The organism is Sphingomonas sp. (assembly GCF_019746665.1).
Taxonomy (GTDB): domain Bacteria; phylum Pseudomonadota; class Alphaproteobacteria; order Sphingomonadales; family Sphingomonadaceae; genus Sphingomonas.
The window spans coordinates 23,664-37,791 of the sequence record NZ_JAIERS010000003.1 but is presented as its reverse complement, the minus strand read 5'-3'; the positions used below and the strand labels follow the sequence as shown (position 1 = coordinate 37,791).

The following is a 14,128-nucleotide window of genomic DNA, read 5'->3' as shown; positions in this document are numbered from 1 at the left end:
GGGCCAGCCTCACTTGGGCCAGCCTCACTTGGGCCAGATTCATTTGGGCCAGATTCATTTGGGGATGTCCACGAAGCCCACCTTGATCGCGACGCCCGCGAGCAGCACCGCGGCGGCGACGCGCCCGGCCCAGCTGAGAAAGGCGCGCCACAAGGTGCTGCGCGCATCGCGCCACGCGGCAAGCAGCTCGCGCAGTTCGCCCATGTCGTGCCCGGCCTGGGGATCATCGAGCCCGAGCCGCGCCAGCGCGCGCTGCGCGGCAAGCTCGCCCGCCTGCTCCACCAGCCCGCGCAACGTGGCGAGATCGGCGCCCTGGTTCTGCGCCTGCGCGATCAGCTGCGCGAGGACGAGAGGTTCGCTCATGCTATCACTCCTGAATGGGGGGACGGGGGGACGGGGTTACAGCCCCACCGCCGCGCGCTTTTCCTCGGGCGTCAGGAAATCGGCCGCGCTCACCTGCGCCCACAGCCGCTCGCGATCCTCGGCGAGCGCCGGGACGCGGTCGAGATCGATCCGCAATTCGGCGTCGGGGAACCAGTCGCGCGCGGCCTGCACCAGCGCGGCGAACAACGTGTCGGCGATCGGCAGGATCGTCTGGCGCCACAGCGCCCGGCTCGCCTCGCGGTAATTGGCATAGGTCGCGTCGCCGGGCAGGCCGAGCAGCATCGGCGGCACCCCGAAGGCGGTGGCGATCTCGCGCGCCGCCGCCGCCTTCAGCCCGACGAAATCCATGTCGGCGGGGGACAGGCTCAGCGCCTGCCATTTTAGCCCGCCTTCCAGCAGCAGCGGCCGCCCGGCATTGGCGGCGCCGGCGAAACTCGCGTCGAGTTCGGCGCGCAGCCGATCGAACTGATCGGGGGCGAGCGGCGAACCGTCGCCGGGCTCGTAGACCAAAGCCCCCGAAGGCCGCGCGCCATTCGCCAGCAGCGCGCGGTTCCACGCGCTCGCCGCATTGTGCAGCGCGATCGCCGGCGCGGCGGCGCCGAGGCAGCCGAGCCCCTTGTGATCGTCGAGCGGGTTGAACAGCTTCACATGCGCGATCTGCGGCCGGGGGGCGGCGGGCGAGAGCCGCGTCGCGCGCCCCTCGCAGCGGTAGAGATAGGCCGCCGGCCAGCCCTGCGCGTCGGGCTCGATGCCGACACGCTCGGGGCGGAGCGCGAACAGCTCGGCGAGGTGCCCGTCCGCGTCGGTCAGCAGCTGGACATAGGCGTTGCCGCTCAGCAGCAATTGCGCGGTCGCGGTTTCGACCAGCGCCTGCGCGCCGCTGCGGGTGCGGATCAGCGTGGCGAACGGCGCGGGGGCGGCGATCAGCGGTGCGCCGGAGACCGCCTCCGCCACCAGCCGCACCGCGCGCTGCGCGATGGGGTTGCGGCAATAGCCCTCGCGCACCTGCGCTTCATAGCTCTGCTCGCCCGTGGGCCAACCGGCGGTGCCGGCGCCAAAGCGCGTGAGTTCAGGCCGCGCCGCACGCGGCGCGGCCTTGCGACCGAACAGGTTCATGGGAACTCCTTTTTGGTGGAAGGATGCGCCGGCCCTAAAGCAAGTCGATGCTGCCCTTCAGCAACGATGCCAGTTTCGGCAGGCCCTTCGCCTGGAGATCGGCCACGAAGGCGCCGGGCGAAAAAGGCGGATTGGCATAATCGCGACGCATCCGCACCATCGCCCGCAATGCGTCACTCGGGTAAAGTTCGAAGCTACTCGCCAAGAAATCATCGGCGGTGACGGCAGTTATGCCGAAAGGGCGGAGCGCTTCGTCGGGAAAATCCTTCAGATTCTCGGTCACGATATGCTCCGCGCCTGCGCGGATCGCGGTCGCCAGCACGTGCCGGTCGTCGGGATCGGGCAGCGCTAAACTGGCGATCAGCGCCTCGCCGCCCTCCACGTTACCCTCTGGAAAGGCGCGCGCGATGGCCGCGATCTGAGCGTCGATGCTCGCCGTCAGCTCGGGCCGACGCGCCAAGAGACTCCGCCGCCACTCGTCGATAATGGTTGGCGACCAGCGTGCCCGGAACAACCCGATTTCGGCGAACCGCAACAAGGCGTCGCGCACCCGGAACGAATAAAGGACGTTGGCGTCGAGCACGACGACAAACCGGTCCGCTATGCTCCTCAAGCCGCGTCGAACTCCTGGCCCAGTCGCTGCAGCTCGCGAAGCGCCTCCGCGCGAGCGGCGTCTCGCGCTTCGCGATAGACCAGCAGGTCCGCCGCGCGAATTCGGCGATGCGATCCCACCTTGTGAAAAGGAATTTCGCCGCGATCGAGCATCGCGATCAGAAACGGCCGCGACACATTCAACAAATCCGCCGCCTCCTTGGTGGTGAGTTCAGCCGCATAGGGCACGAACGTCACCATCTCGCCGCGACCGACATGCGTGAGCACATCGAGCACCAGCTGCGCCAGCGCGGGCGGTAGCTCCACCTGCGCGGTATCGCCATCGCGGCTGACGCTGACCGGCAACCCTTCGGGCGTAAGCGCGGTCGCCAGTAACCTTGCCGCCTCGGATGCCTGTCGAATCTCGCGGTCGGTCGGCGGCCGTTCAGAGAGCGCAGGATCACGCATGTTATGCTCCTAAAGGCTGCTGACTGCATGATATAGCCGCCGCGCTCGCAAATGCAATAAACGAAACAAGTGAAATATCGATATCGAGTGGCACGTGGATGTTCATCATCGCCTCGCATCAAACCCGCCGCACCCCCGCCTCGCCGGCGCGGCGCAGCAGCAGCGCGGTGAGCGCCCAGACCAGGGCGTCGGCGCGGTCGGGGGAGCCGCGCCCGGCATAGCCCTCGGCGGTGAAGGCGCACATCTGGTCCTCGAGCGCCTCGAAGCGGCCGACATGCGCCACTTTCCCCTCGCCATAGAGCATCGACACCGGCTCGGCGCGGACGTGCTTGCCGTGGCTCGCGTGCACCAGCTGCAGCGGCAGGCGGTGATTGGCCGCGCGCAGCACCGCGCCCACCATCTCGCCGCCATGGTTCTTCTCGGCCACCACCCGGTCGGCGCGGCAGCGCGCGGCGGCGGTGGCGACCGCGCGCGCCCAGCCTTCGGGGGCGAGGCCCGCGACGCTCGCATCGGCGAGCACATAGCCGCGCCCGTCCTCGCCCAGCGCCGCGACGACGATGCCGCACGCATCGCCCCCCGCCGAGCCGGGCGGATCGACCCCGATCACCACCCGCCTCACTCCCGGCGCCGCCGCGACCCGGCACGCCTCGATCCCGGCGCGGGTCCACAGCGCGCCCGCCAGATCCTCGACCAGTTCACCCGCCAGCTCCTGCCGGCCGAGCGCGGTGCCGGCGTAGAGCCGCTCGGCCGCCTCGACGAAGCTGCGCGGCAGATGCGGATTGTCGCGCGTCGCGCCGTGCGTCTCGACCAGACCCGGCATCGCGAGCAGCCGGCGCATCAGCGCGGTCGGGCGCGGGGTGGTCGTCACCAGCGCGCGGGGGCGCTCGCCCAGCCGCAGGCCGAGCAGCAGATTGTCCCACGCCGCCTCGCCGCGCCATTTGCCGAGTTCGTCCGCCCAGGCGAAATGATGTTCGGGGCCGCGCAAGCCCTCCGCCGCCTCGGCCGAAAAGAGCTGCGCGATCGCGCCCGAGGCGAAGTGCACCTCGTTATGGCTCGCCCGCCACGCCGGCGCCTCGCCATGCCGCGCGACGCGGAGCAGCCCGCTTTCGCCGAGCACCATCACCCGCCGCGCCTCGTCGAGCGTCGCCCCGACCAGGGCGATCCGGGCGTCGGGGTGGGTGCGCGCCAGCGCGCTCACCCATTCGGCGCCCGCGCGGGTCTTGCCGAAGCCGCGCCCGGCCCGGATTAGCCACACATGCCAGTCGCCCGGCGGCGCCAACTGCCCGCGATGCGCCCAGAACCACCAGCGCTCGACGAATTCGCGCTGTTCGGCGGGGCGCAACGCACGAACCAATTCGGCACGTTCGGCCGGCGTGAGCGCGAGCAGCCGGGCGAGCAGCGCGTCAGTCTTGGGAGTCACGGGCCTTGCGCCTTTCGATGGCGGCGAGCTTCTTCAGGATCGCGGCGTCGACCTGTTCGGCGGTCGGCGGGGTCATGGTCTTGGGCGGCCGGCGCGCGGGCTTGGCGGCGCCGTGCCGGAACTGGAGCAGCTGCAGCGCGAGCTGGGTCGCGGGCGGCGTTCCCGGCCCCGGCGTCTCCCCGGTGTCGAGCGCATGGCCCATCAGCCGAGTTTCGAGCAGCTGATAGCCGGCGGCGAGCGCTTCCTGCCATTGCTCGCGAAACCGCGCGTCGCGGCGGTAAAGCGCGTAAATCTGGATGGGCTCGACCCCGATCGCCGCCGCCGCCTGCGCCACGTCGCAACTGGCGGCGAGCTGATCGAGAAAGGCGGTTTTCATCGTCCGGGTCCAGCGCAGCCAATTCGGCAGGCGCCGCGACTTACGTTTGGAGCGCCCCGGCGCGCGGGTGCCGGCGGAGGATTGGCTCATCGGAATTCCTGGCGGAGGCGGGGCGCGGTGGCTGCGAGGCCCAATTCGTCAGTGTTCCTGTTATGTACCGAAACAGCGTCGCGCTGTCAAGCGGAAAATCACCAATCCGGTTCGTGAGCTGCGGCTTCATCCGCACCGCCGCGCGCGCCTACCGCGCCAGGCCGTCCACCAGCGCGCTCCACGCCGCGATCTCGTCGCCATAATGGCGCTCGACCACCAGCTCCCCCGCGCGCCCGGTCGCGAAATCGACCTCGGCCGATCCCGCCCATTCGAAGGTGGCGTTGCCCGACAGCGTGACCATCGCATCGTCGCCGACCACCGCGCGCACCAGCCCGCCGGCGTTGAACACCTTGAGCGGCACCCGGTAAGGCAGCCGCCCGGTGAGGCACGCGGCGAAGCTCGCCGCCGCCATCGCCGAGCCGCAGCTGTTGGTGAGGCCGACGCCGCGTTCGAAGGTGCGCACGAACAGATCGCCCCCGCGCTGTTCGACGAACGAGACATTGGCGCGCCCCGGCAGCCAGGCGGGCGCCGCCTCGCAAATCGTGCCGAGCGCGACCAGCTCGGCCTCGTCGATCCGCTCGACGAAAGTGATCAGGTGCGGGTTGGGCATCGCGACCGCGGTGAACGCGCGTGCGCTGCCGAGGGGGGCGATCGGCGCTTCGACGATGCGTTCGGCGCCCGCCACCCAGCGCGCGTCCAGGTCGGCCGGGCCGACCGTCTCGCGCACCGTCACCACGCCGTCGCCGAGCGGCGGATCGAGCGCGACTTCGGCGTGCGACGCCTTCAGCCGCACCGGCGCCTCGTGCAGCCCCAGCGCCTCGAACCCCGCGCGCGCGACGCAGCGCAGCCCGTTGAGGCAGGTCTCGGCCTCCGAACCATCCGGGTTCCACATCCGCATCTGGAGCGTCCCCGGCGCGGGGGTGAGCAGGGCGAGCAGCCCGTCGCCGCCCACCGGCCCGGCGCGGTCGGCGAGCGCGCGCGCGGCGGCGGACCATTCGGCATCGCTCAGCGCGAGGCCGCGCGCGTCGATCAGCGGGAAATCATTGCCGGAGCCGTGGCATTTGATGAAGGAGAGGCGCATGGCCGCCTAGATAGGCGATCCTTCGCGCGCGCCCAAGCGCTGCACGTAACGCTTCATCCACCCCTTCCCCGGCGAAGGCCGGGGTCCAGCCTCGTGCCGCCGGCGATTGGGCGCCGCGATCCGCCGGGCTTATGCTGGACCCCGGCCTTCGCCGGGGAAGGTGAGCGGGGATGATTCGCACCATGCAGCGATCCGGCTCACCCCACCGGCAGCCCGTAATGCGCCGCGAGCCGATCGAGCGCCATGCCGAGCACCAGCCGCCCCGCGCGCGCCGGCCAGCCGAGCGCTTTCTCCGCCCCCGGCACGCTTTCCCCCGCGCACACCACGCGCCACAATATGTCGCCAAGGCCCGGCCCGACTTCGGCGAGCGCGGCGTCGAAGCGGCGCTTCGCGGCGATCGCGCCGAGCCCGGGTTCGGGCGCGCCGCCGCCGCGTACCCCGGCGGGGGTCGCGTCCCAGCGCATCGTCACCCGCGCGCCGAGCTGGGCGGCTTCATAATCGGCGCGGAGCCGTTCGCCCGCCTCGAGCTGCGCCACGCTCAGCAGCCCGCGCGCGGCGAGCCAGGCGAGCGGCGATTCGGCGAGGTTCACCGTCACCCCGCGCTGGCCGCGCCGCGGCGGCGCACGGCCGACCACGCCGTCCGCATCGATCGACCGCTGCACCAGTTCGCGCATCACCAACTCCTCCATCCGCTCCATGCCCCCTTGCCAGAGGGCGGCCGATGTAGGACAGCGAAATAACCAATCCGGTACAAGGGGGCGCCATGATCACCGCTCTTCGCGATCTGCGCCTGGCGCGCGGGATGACGCTCGATCAGGTCGCGCGCGCCTGTGTGCCGCCGACCACGCCGCAAACGATCGGCCGGCTGGAGATGGGGACGCGCACCGTCTCGCTCGCCTGGCTCGCGCGGATCGCGCCGGCGCTCGGCGTCACGCCGGGCGAGCTGCTTCAGCTGCCAACCACCGCCGAGCTGCCGGTCGTCGCGCTGGTCGGGCCGCAGGGTGCGTCCGCGCCGCGCAAAAGCGAGCTATACGCCCCGCTCCGGCCCCCCGCGGGCGCGCTCGCGCTGCGGGTGGTGGCGACGACTGGCGAGTATCGCGCGGGCGATGTGCTGTGGTGCGATCGGCTCGCCCCCGATCGTCTGCCCCAGGCGCTCAACCGCGACATTCTGGTGCCACGCGCGGCGGGGCGCTTCGCGTTCGGGCGGCTGACGGGGGTGGAGGCGGCGCGGCTGCAGCTGCAACCCTTGCTGCCGGGGGCGCGCCAGATGTGGCTCGCGACACCAGCCTGGTTCGCGCGCGTCGCGACGCTGGTGCGCGATTACGGCCGCGATGCTTCCAGCGTGGCGGGCGGCGCCGCAGCATAAGGCAGCGTCCGCACCCCCGGGAACACCGCCTCCAGCGGGCTCGCTTCGGGGATGACATAGACATAGCCGCCCTTACGCGTGAACAGCGGCCGCACCCGCCGGGCATAGAAGCGGCCCGGTACGTTGATGCAGCCAAAGGTGATGCGGTTGTCGGCGGCGGTTGGCGAGGCCATTCGCGCGGCGCGGCGCTCGCGCTTGTTCGCGTCGCTCGGGATCGGATGGAGCGCGACCGAGTCGGTGTAATCGACCCACAGCACGCGCTGCCGGCCCGCCGCCAGGCCGTACCGCGCGAGGAAGCGGCCGGCGGGGGTGGTTTTCTCGGCGGGGCCGATCTCGGCGAGCTTCTTCGCCCCCACGCCCGGCGTCGCTTCGTCGCCGGGGGCGATGCCGAGCAGCACCGGCACCCGCGCCAGCGGGCGGTGGCGCGCGTCGAACAACCACGCGGTCGCGCTCGGCTTGTCGACGATCAGATAGGGAAGGGCGTTATTGTCACCCGCGAACGCCACCCAGTCGCGGATGCGCAGCGCATCGGGCGAGGGATCGGGTATGGCCAGATCGGGCGCCAGGATCGGGGGCGACACCGACGCGCGCGGCTTGGCGACGCGCGGCGCCTTGTCCGCGCGTGTCGCCGCCAGCGCGGGCGGTGTCCCCAACAGGATCACCGCGACCGCGACCGCCCGATGCCACCACCATTTGCTCTTCATCGGGCGGTCGGCGCGATCAATGCCGGGGGCGCTTGCGGCGGGTTTCCTGCATCCGCTGTTCGATGCCATCGACGCGCGCGTTGAGCTGATCGAGCCGCTGCGCGTTGTTCTGCGCCTGGCCGCCCGCCGCCTGCGCCTGAGCCTGCGCCGCCTGGGCCGTCGTCAGCCCCGAGCGCGCCGCGCCATCGGTATCGCGCAGCCGCGCCTCCAGCGCATCGACGCGCTGGTTCACGACACCGACCTGTTCGCGCACGAAACCGCGCGTCGCGCAGCCGCCGACGCCGAGCGCCGAGGCCAGCATCACCGTGGCGCTCGCCGCCTTGATAAGGGGTAGGGGCATGGTCTTCTCCGTCTTGCCAACGAAACGCGCAACGGCAGGGCGGATGGTTGGTTCCGCCGGCGGCGGCGGCGGGACCGCGCGGTGCGACGGAGTGATGACAGCCCCCGGGCTAGGGCTTCGCCGGCGCGAGATCGGGGTAGCGATCGAGCAACGCGCTCGCGACGCCGTTGGTCCAGCCGAAGCCATCCTGCAGCGGATATTCGCCGCCGCCGCCCGGCCGGCGTTCCTCGACATCATATTTTTCGAGCAGCTTGCCCGTCTCGGCGAAGGCGGCGTTCACGGTCGTCAGCCAGCGGCGGGCGATGTCGCGGGCGAGCGTCGGTTGGCCGCCGCGGGCGAGGCCGTCGATCGCGATCCATTGCAGCGGCGCCCAGCCATTGGGCCGGTCCCATTGCTGGCCGGTTGCGACTTCGGTGGTGCGCAGCCCGCCGGGCGCGAGCAGTCGCGCCTGGACGGTGCGAGCGACCGCCTGCGCTTCCGTTGGTCCGGCGACGCCGGTGAACAAGGGATAGAGCGTCGCCGCCGACAGGCGATCGCTCGGCTTGCCGGTCGCGCGGTCGAAATCGGCGTACCAGCCACGCGCGGCGGACCAGAGGTAGCGCGCCATCGCCGCCTTGCGCGCCCCCGCGCGGCCCGCGAACTCGGCGGCGCAGGCGCGGTCACCCGCCGCCTGGCAGCGCGCGGCGATCCGCGCTTCCACCGCGAAGAGCAGGCTGTTGAGATCGACCGGCACGATGTCGGTCGTGTGGATCGTCGCGAGTGTCCTGCCGTCCGCCAGCCAGCGCGAGCTGAAGTCCCAGCCGCTCTCCGCCGCCGAGCGCAGATCGCGCCACAGCCGTGGCTGTTCGGCGGCGCCGGCGGCGGTCGCGCTGTCCTCGGCGAAGCTTTCGTCGCGCGGGGTGGCTTTCGCGTCCCAATAGCGGTTGAGCAGCGATCCGTCGGGCATCCGCACGACATGCTCGCAGGCGCCCGCGCCGCCGAGACAGGCGGCACCGCGCATCCAGAAGGCATATTCGCGCCGCAGCGCCCGCAGCCGCCGGGCGGCGACGGCTGGATCGCGGTTGGCCGACAGATCGAGCATCAGCGCGAAAAAGGGCGGCTGCGAGCGGCTGAGATAATAGCTGCGCGTGCCATTGGGGATGTGGCCGTAACGCTCGATCAGCGACGTGAAGTTATCGAGCATCGCCTCGATCAGCGCGTCCTCGCCATCGGCCTTCAGCCCGAGCAGGGTGAAATAGCTGTCCCAGTAGTAAATCTCGCGGAACCGCCCGCCGGGCACGACATAGGGCCGGGGCAAGGCGAGCGCCGAGCCGCCGGGCGCGGGGGTGAGCGGGGGTCGGGTGAGGATCGGCCACAGCGCGCGGATATGCGCGCGAAGCGGGTCCGCCGCCATGTCGTTGACGCCGGGCACGGTGAAATTGGCGAGGACGAAGGCGCGCAGCGCGGCGGCATCGCTCGGCTGCTCGCGCGCGTAATCGGCGAGGATCGCGGCGACCGGGCGCTTGGGCACCGCGTCGACGAAGGTCTTGTTGTCGGGGAAGACGCGGCCGAGCTGCACCTCGCGGAACAGCGCGCCATAATGTTCGGCGGGCGTGGGCGGGGCGGCGGCGGGCGTTTGCGCCACGGCGGGCGCGGCGAGCAGGAAGGCGGCAATCAACGCGCGCATCGGCACCTCTACAATCACGGCGGTCGCCAGTCTTCGCAGTTCCTCCTCTGCAAGGGGAGGGGGACCATTCGCGCGAGCGAATGGTGGAGGGGTGAGGCCGTTGATCCGCCGGGGACACCCCTCCGTCACCCGCTGCGCGGGTGCCACCTCCCCCGCCGGGGGAGGAACTGGTTACGTCACCCGTTCAGCCACCGCGCTCAAAAACGCACCGTGCCGGCAAAGCGCACCGATCGCCCGACGATCGGCCGCGCGAAGATCGCGCCGCCGCCCTGCGCGCCGATCACGCGCGGGTTGCCCTCGGTCAGCCCGATCGTGTCGGTCAGATTGTCGCCCAGCACCGCGAACTGCACCGGCCCGACATCGATCGTGATCCCGGCATCGACCTTGTAATAGCTTGGCAGCACCTGCTGGTTCTGCACGTCGGAGAAGCGGCGGCCGATATAGCCCACGGTCAGGAAAGCGCCCGCCTTGGTGCGGTTGCCGAAGTCATAGTCATAGGAAGGCGTCACCCGCCACTGCCAGCGCGGCTGGCGCTGCACCGTGTTGCCCGACAGGTTGGTGCGCCCGCCATCGGTGAAGAAGTTGCGGTAGGTCGCGTCGAGATAGGTCGCCGAACCCGTCACCGACAGCCCGCGCACCGGCCGCACCGCGCCTTCGAACTCGACGCCGGTCGCGCTCGCCCCGCCGATCGAGGCGATCGGCGCGCCATTGGTGATGACCGTGGTGGCGAGGCCGTTGAAGTCGTTGTGGAAGGCGGTGACATAGGCGCTCACCTTGCCCGCCGACACTTTCACCCCGCCTTCATAGCTATCGACGCGCGGCGCCACGGTGATGCCGTCGCGCAGATTGTCGAAGAAGGGGAAGCTGTTGCCCCGGCTATAGCGGAAGAACGCGCCGACCTGGCGGGTGAAGTCGTAATTGACGCCCGCCGTCCACGACCAGGCATCGCCGCGATAGCGGATCGTGCGGAAGGTGCCGTTCAGCACCGCGTCGTTATTGTCATAGAGCGTCAGCGGGTTGCCATCGAGCCCCGCCGCGCCGGTGCTGCCGTTATTCTCCAGCCGGCCATCGACGCTGTGATTCTGGTAGCGCACGCCGGCGTCGATCCGCAGCTTGTCGGTGATCTGCCATTCGTCGACCAGATAGCCGGCGATGTCCTCGCCCGAATAATTGGCGTTGACGTTGAAGAACGAGCCGCCGGTATAGCCGTCGCGCGTCACCACACGGCCGTCGTTCAGCACCAGGTTGAGGCGGCGGGCATTGGGTTCGGCGGTGAGCAACAGGCTGTTGCCCAGGTTCCAGCGATCGCGCGAGCTGTAGCTGGTGTAGAAGATGCCGCCGGTCAGCTTGTTGCGGCCATATTTCCATTCGAGCGCGGCGTCGTTGACGTAAGACTCGATGCGCTTGGTGACGCTCCACTGCCCGGCCTGGACGATCTGGGTGTTGGGGTCCGCCGCCGCGCCGCCGGTCACGAAATTGAGCGAGCGGATCGTGCCGCCAAGGCCGGCCGCGAAGGCGGCGGCGCTTTGCGGCGCGGTGCCGCCGGGCACCAGCCCGAAGGTATCGGCGCGGCCGACCAGATAGCTGAAGCGGTCGCGGAACTGGAGCCCGTCGGCCAGGCGGTACTCTGCGTTGAAGCCGACATTGCCGATCTGCGCGCCGCGCCCGTTGCCGAGATCGATCCGTGAGCCATCGTTGCGCGTGCCGAAGCGGTTATCGGGGCCGAGCAACGTGCCGGTGCCGGCGGAAAAGCCGGGATAGGCGCTGATCCGGTCGCCGTTCTGGATCACCGGGATCGGCAGCAGCCACTGGCCGCGATCGTCGAGATAACGCCCGAACACCAGCACGCTGCCACGGCTGAAATCGTGGCGGATATTGCCGCTGATCTGCCCGCCGCGCTCCGCCTCGAAGCGCGGGTCGCGGATGCCGTTCGCGACATTGTAGAAGCCGCCGACCAGGAAGGTGGTGTTGCTGTCGATCGGGCCGGAGGCGACCGCGTCGGCGCGGAACTCGCCGAAATCGGTACCTTGCAGCTTCACCAGCCCCTCGCGCTTCTGGCTGCCCTCGCGCTGGACGAAGTTGACGGTGAGGCCCGGCTGCCCGTTCGAGAACAAGGCGCCGGTGCCGCCGCGCACTGCCTCGACCCGGCCGAGCGTTTCGTCGGTGCGGATCAGCTGGGTATTTTCGAGGAACGACAGGGTTGGCGGCGGGAAGAAGGGGACGCCTTCATATTGCAGCGTCACATATTCGGCATCGCCGCCCGAGGGGTAGCCACGCACGAAAATGTTCGCGCCGTTCTTGCCGCCCGAGCTTTCGGTGCTGACGCCGGGGACGACGCGCAGCACTTCGGCGGTGCTCTGCGCGCCGAGCCGCTGCGCGGTGGTGCTGTCGATGCTCGTCACCGCGAAGGCGGCGTTCTGGCGCCGGGTGCCGCCGCCCGCGGTGCCGACGACGACGATATCCTCCTGCACCGGCGGCTCGGCGGCGGCATCGGCGGCGGGGGTCTCGGTGGGGTTGGGGGCCGGGGTCTGGGCGCCGCCCGGCGCCGGGGCGGGATCGGCGGGGGACTGGGTCGCGCGCGCCGGCTCGATCAGCAGCGTGCCGCCATTGGCCTCGCGATAGTGCAGGCCCGATCCGCGCAGCAGCGCCGCGAGCGCGCGCGTCGGCTCCATCCGCCCGCGCAAGGGGCGCGCGGTCTTGCCGCGCACCAGTTCGGGCGCGAACAGCACCTGGCGCCCGCTCTGGCGCGAAAAGGCGATCAGCGCGGTGCCGAGTTCCTGGCGGTCGATCCGCCACTCGATGGTGCTTTGCGCGGCGGCGCGTACCGGCAGCGCGGAAGCGAGCGCCGCGAGCGCGGCCCCATGCAGCAAAAGCCAGCGCTTGGTCATCGATCCATCTCCCTGCGTCAGGGCGCCCTCAATCGGGGCGCTCAAGTCTCAAAACGCAGCGAGCGGGGAAACCCGAACCAGGGATGGTTATTTTTTTGGCGCCGCCGGAACCAGCACGATCGCGCCATCGGGCCCGCGTTCGGCGCGCACCGGGAAGCCGAGCGCGAGTGCCTCGGCGAAACTCTCGGTCGCGCCCGCCCGGAAGGCGCCGCTCACCCGGATCCGCGCGGCGGCGCCCTCGACCCGGATCGGGCGGCGGGCATAGCGGCTCATCTCGGCGGCGACGGTGGCGAGCGGTTCGTCCTGCGCGATCACCAGCCCCTCGTTCCAGCTGGTGAGCGCCTCCACCGCGCGGGGATCGCGCTTCAGCATCCGGCCACGCGCGCCGGTCACCAGCAGCTCGCCCGGGCGCATCGCCACCACCGGGGCGCCTGGCACGGCGACCGTCACCCGCCCCTCGATCAGCGCGACGCGGGTCTGCGCCGGATCGAGCCGCACGTCGAATTCGGTGCCGTGCGCCGTCACCTGCTGCTCGCCCGCCTCGACGATGAAGGGGCGCGGCTGGTGCTTGGCGACCTCGAACCGGGCCTGTCCCGCGAGCAGTACCAGCCGCCGCTCGCGCGCCGTATAGGCAAGGCGCACCCGGCTGTCGGTATCGAGCGTCACCCGCGAGCCATCCTCGAGCGTCACGTCGAGCTTCTGGCCGCGATCGGTGCGATACTCGGTCGCCGCCGCCATCGGCGCGCGGACCACGAGGCTGAGCGGCAGCGCGACGACGAGCAACGCCGCCGCCGCCGCCGCGAGCCGGGGCGCGATCGCCGCGCGCCGCACCCCGCGCCGGGCGACGCGGCTAAGGCTCGCCCGCCGCAGCGCCTGCAAGTCCGGACTGTCCGCCAGCCCGCGCGTCAAGGCGAGCGTCGCCGCCGCTTCCCGATAGGCGTCGGCGTTGAGCGGATCGGCGTGCCACCGCGCGAAGCGGCGCTCCGCCTCGGCGCCGGCATCGGGCTCGGCGCGCCGCGCCGCCCAGCTTGCCGCCTCGATCCCCCGCCGCTCGCTCATCGCCAACCCCGCAGCCGTTCGGCGAGATGGGCGAGCGCGCGCGCCTGGTGCTTTTCCGCCGCCCGGGTCGAAATGCCGAGCGCGGCGGCGACATCGGCCATCTTCCAACCCTCCATCAGACGCAGCACGATCACATCGCGGCTGCGCTCGGGCAGTTCGAGCAGCGCCGCGTGCAGTTGCGCCGCGATCTTCCTGCTCGCCAAGACGCGGTCGGGCGGAATCTCCGAACCGGGAAGTGTCTCGGCATGGGGCTCGATCGGTTCGTGCTGCCCCGCGCCGCGTACCCGGCCGCGCCGGGCATGGTCCTTCAGCACATTGGCGGCGGTGACGAAGACGAAGCTTTCGGCGCGCTGGATCGCGCCCGGATCGTCGAGCCGGCTCAGCCGCTCGAACACATCCTGCACCAGATCGGCGACATCGGCCTCGTTGCCCAGCCGGCGCGCGAAGAAGCGCCGCAGCGGCCCGGCGAAGCGGCGGGCGAAATCGCCCAGGCCCGCGCGCTCGTCGGCGGCCGGGGATTGGCTGTCGGGCAAGGACATGGTCGCAAGCTAACGCACCCGCCCGCCGCTGGCGAGCCCC

Annotated in this window: 15 protein-coding genes; 1 reads left to right on the top strand and 14 read right to left on the bottom strand. The window is 71.2% G+C overall.

Annotated elements, in window-relative coordinates; all coding sequences use genetic code 11:
• Nucleotides 1–54 precede the first annotated feature (54 nt).
• From K2X73_RS01690 to K2X73_RS01655, 8 genes are all read right to left on the bottom strand, one after another.
• Nucleotides 55–363, bottom strand: a complete 309-nt coding sequence (locus K2X73_RS01690; protein ID WP_294107987.1) for a DUF6127 family protein — start codon at nucleotides 361–363, stop codon at nucleotides 55–57.
• A gap of 36 nt (nucleotides 364–399) precedes the next feature.
• The gene (locus K2X73_RS01685) at nucleotides 400–1,500 is read right to left on the bottom strand and encodes a phage portal protein (protein ID WP_294107985.1); all 1,101 of its coding nucleotides are present in this window, start codon (nucleotides 1,498–1,500) and stop codon (nucleotides 400–402) included.
• Between the two features lie 34 nt (nucleotides 1,501–1,534).
• Nucleotides 1,535–2,113, bottom strand: a complete 579-nt coding sequence (locus K2X73_RS01680; RefSeq protein WP_294107982.1) for a PIN domain-containing protein — start codon at nucleotides 2,111–2,113, stop codon at nucleotides 1,535–1,537.
• The gene (locus K2X73_RS01675; protein ID WP_294107980.1) at nucleotides 2,110–2,559 is read right to left on the bottom strand and encodes a helix-turn-helix domain-containing protein; all 450 of its coding nucleotides are present in this window, start codon (nucleotides 2,557–2,559) and stop codon (nucleotides 2,110–2,112) included. The genes K2X73_RS01680 and K2X73_RS01675 overlap by 4 nt, the downstream gene beginning before the upstream one ends.
• 118 nt (nucleotides 2,560–2,677) lie before the next feature.
• The gene (locus K2X73_RS01670; RefSeq protein WP_294107979.1) at nucleotides 2,678–3,979 is read right to left on the bottom strand and encodes a terminase family protein; all 1,302 of its coding nucleotides are present in this window, start codon (nucleotides 3,977–3,979) and stop codon (nucleotides 2,678–2,680) included.
• Nucleotides 3,963–4,355 (bottom strand): hypothetical protein, encoded by a 393-nt coding sequence (locus K2X73_RS01665; RefSeq protein ID WP_294107977.1) that lies wholly within the window; start codon nucleotides 4,353–4,355, stop codon nucleotides 3,963–3,965. The genes K2X73_RS01670 and K2X73_RS01665 overlap by 17 nt, the downstream gene beginning before the upstream one ends.
• A gap of 238 nt (nucleotides 4,356–4,593) precedes the next feature.
• Entirely contained in the window at nucleotides 4,594–5,526 is a 933-nt protein-coding gene (gene dapF, locus K2X73_RS01660; protein ID WP_294107975.1) for a diaminopimelate epimerase, read from the bottom strand.
• Nucleotides 5,527–5,723: 197 nt separating this feature from the next.
• Entirely contained in the window at nucleotides 5,724–6,200 is a 477-nt protein-coding gene (locus K2X73_RS01655) for a DUF6456 domain-containing protein (RefSeq protein ID WP_294107973.1), read from the bottom strand.
• A gap of 89 nt (nucleotides 6,201–6,289) precedes the next feature.
• Between K2X73_RS01655 and K2X73_RS01650 the strand changes: the two genes are divergently transcribed.
• Complete coding sequence (locus K2X73_RS01650; protein WP_294107970.1) at nucleotides 6,290–6,892, top strand: helix-turn-helix transcriptional regulator; 603 nt, start codon at nucleotides 6,290–6,292, stop codon at nucleotides 6,890–6,892.
• On the opposite strand, the gene K2X73_RS01645 is transcribed toward K2X73_RS01650, so the two are convergent.
• The 6 genes from K2X73_RS01645 to K2X73_RS01620 form a co-directional block, all read right to left on the bottom strand.
• Nucleotides 6,847–7,596: a hypothetical protein gene (locus tag K2X73_RS01645; protein WP_294107969.1), complete on the bottom strand. Its 750-nt coding sequence runs from the start codon at nucleotides 7,594–7,596 to the stop codon at nucleotides 6,847–6,849. The genes K2X73_RS01650 and K2X73_RS01645 overlap by 46 nt on opposite strands.
• A 16-nt stretch (nucleotides 7,597–7,612) precedes the next feature.
• On the bottom strand, nucleotides 7,613–7,936 hold the full coding sequence (locus tag K2X73_RS01640; protein WP_294107967.1) for a hypothetical protein: 324 nt from the start codon (nucleotides 7,934–7,936) through the stop codon (nucleotides 7,613–7,615).
• 109 nt (nucleotides 7,937–8,045) lie between these two features.
• Entirely contained in the window at nucleotides 8,046–9,602 is a 1,557-nt protein-coding gene (gene treF, locus K2X73_RS01635) for an alpha,alpha-trehalase TreF (RefSeq protein ID WP_294107965.1), read from the bottom strand.
• A 197-nt stretch (nucleotides 9,603–9,799) separates the two neighbouring features.
• Complete coding sequence (locus K2X73_RS01630) at nucleotides 9,800–12,490, bottom strand: TonB-dependent receptor (RefSeq protein ID WP_294107963.1); 2,691 nt, start codon at nucleotides 12,488–12,490, stop codon at nucleotides 9,800–9,802.
• An 87-nt stretch (nucleotides 12,491–12,577) separates the two neighbouring features.
• Nucleotides 12,578–13,549, bottom strand: coding sequence for a FecR domain-containing protein (locus K2X73_RS01625; RefSeq protein WP_294107961.1), 972 nt, complete (start codon nucleotides 13,547–13,549; stop codon nucleotides 12,578–12,580).
• Nucleotides 13,546–14,088: a sigma-70 family RNA polymerase sigma factor gene (locus K2X73_RS01620; protein WP_294107959.1), complete on the bottom strand. Its 543-nt coding sequence runs from the start codon at nucleotides 14,086–14,088 to the stop codon at nucleotides 13,546–13,548. The genes K2X73_RS01625 and K2X73_RS01620 overlap by 4 nt, the downstream gene beginning before the upstream one ends.
• Nucleotides 14,089–14,128: the final 40 nt, after the last annotated feature.

Excerpts from the sequence above, each read along its gene's own strand:
- K2X73_RS01655 (WP_294107973.1), bottom strand. The coding sequence starts at position 6,200 with ATGCGCGAACTGGTGCAGCGGTCGATCGATGCGGACGGCGTGGTCGGC.
- K2X73_RS01650 (WP_294107970.1), top strand. The coding sequence starts at position 6,290 with ATGATCACCGCTCTTCGCGATCTGCGCCTGGCGCGCGGGATGACGCTC.
- K2X73_RS01690 (WP_294107987.1), bottom strand. The coding sequence starts at position 363 with ATGAGCGAACCTCTCGTCCTCGCGCAGCTGATCGCGCAGGCGCAGAAC.
- treF (WP_294107965.1), bottom strand. The coding sequence starts at position 9,602 with ATGCGCGCGTTGATTGCCGCCTTCCTGCTCGCCGCGCCCGCCGTGGCG.
- dapF (WP_294107975.1), bottom strand. The coding sequence starts at position 5,526 with ATGCGCCTCTCCTTCATCAAATGCCACGGCTCCGGCAATGATTTCCCG.
- K2X73_RS01645 (WP_294107969.1), bottom strand. The coding sequence starts at position 7,596 with ATGAAGAGCAAATGGTGGTGGCATCGGGCGGTCGCGGTCGCGGTGATC.
- K2X73_RS01620 (WP_294107959.1), bottom strand. The coding sequence starts at position 14,088 with ATGTCCTTGCCCGACAGCCAATCCCCGGCCGCCGACGAGCGCGCGGGC.
- K2X73_RS01685 (WP_294107985.1), bottom strand. The coding sequence starts at position 1,500 with ATGAACCTGTTCGGTCGCAAGGCCGCGCCGCGTGCGGCGCGGCCTGAA.
- K2X73_RS01630 (WP_294107963.1), bottom strand. The coding sequence starts at position 12,490 with ATGACCAAGCGCTGGCTTTTGCTGCATGGGGCCGCGCTCGCGGCGCTC.
- K2X73_RS01675 (WP_294107980.1), bottom strand. The coding sequence starts at position 2,559 with ATGCGTGATCCTGCGCTCTCTGAACGGCCGCCGACCGACCGCGAGATT.
- K2X73_RS01625 (WP_294107961.1), bottom strand. The coding sequence starts at position 13,549 with ATGAGCGAGCGGCGGGGGATCGAGGCGGCAAGCTGGGCGGCGCGGCGC.
- K2X73_RS01665 (WP_294107977.1), bottom strand. The coding sequence starts at position 4,355 with ATGAAAACCGCCTTTCTCGATCAGCTCGCCGCCAGTTGCGACGTGGCG.
- K2X73_RS01640 (WP_294107967.1), bottom strand. The coding sequence starts at position 7,936 with ATGCCCCTACCCCTTATCAAGGCGGCGAGCGCCACGGTGATGCTGGCC.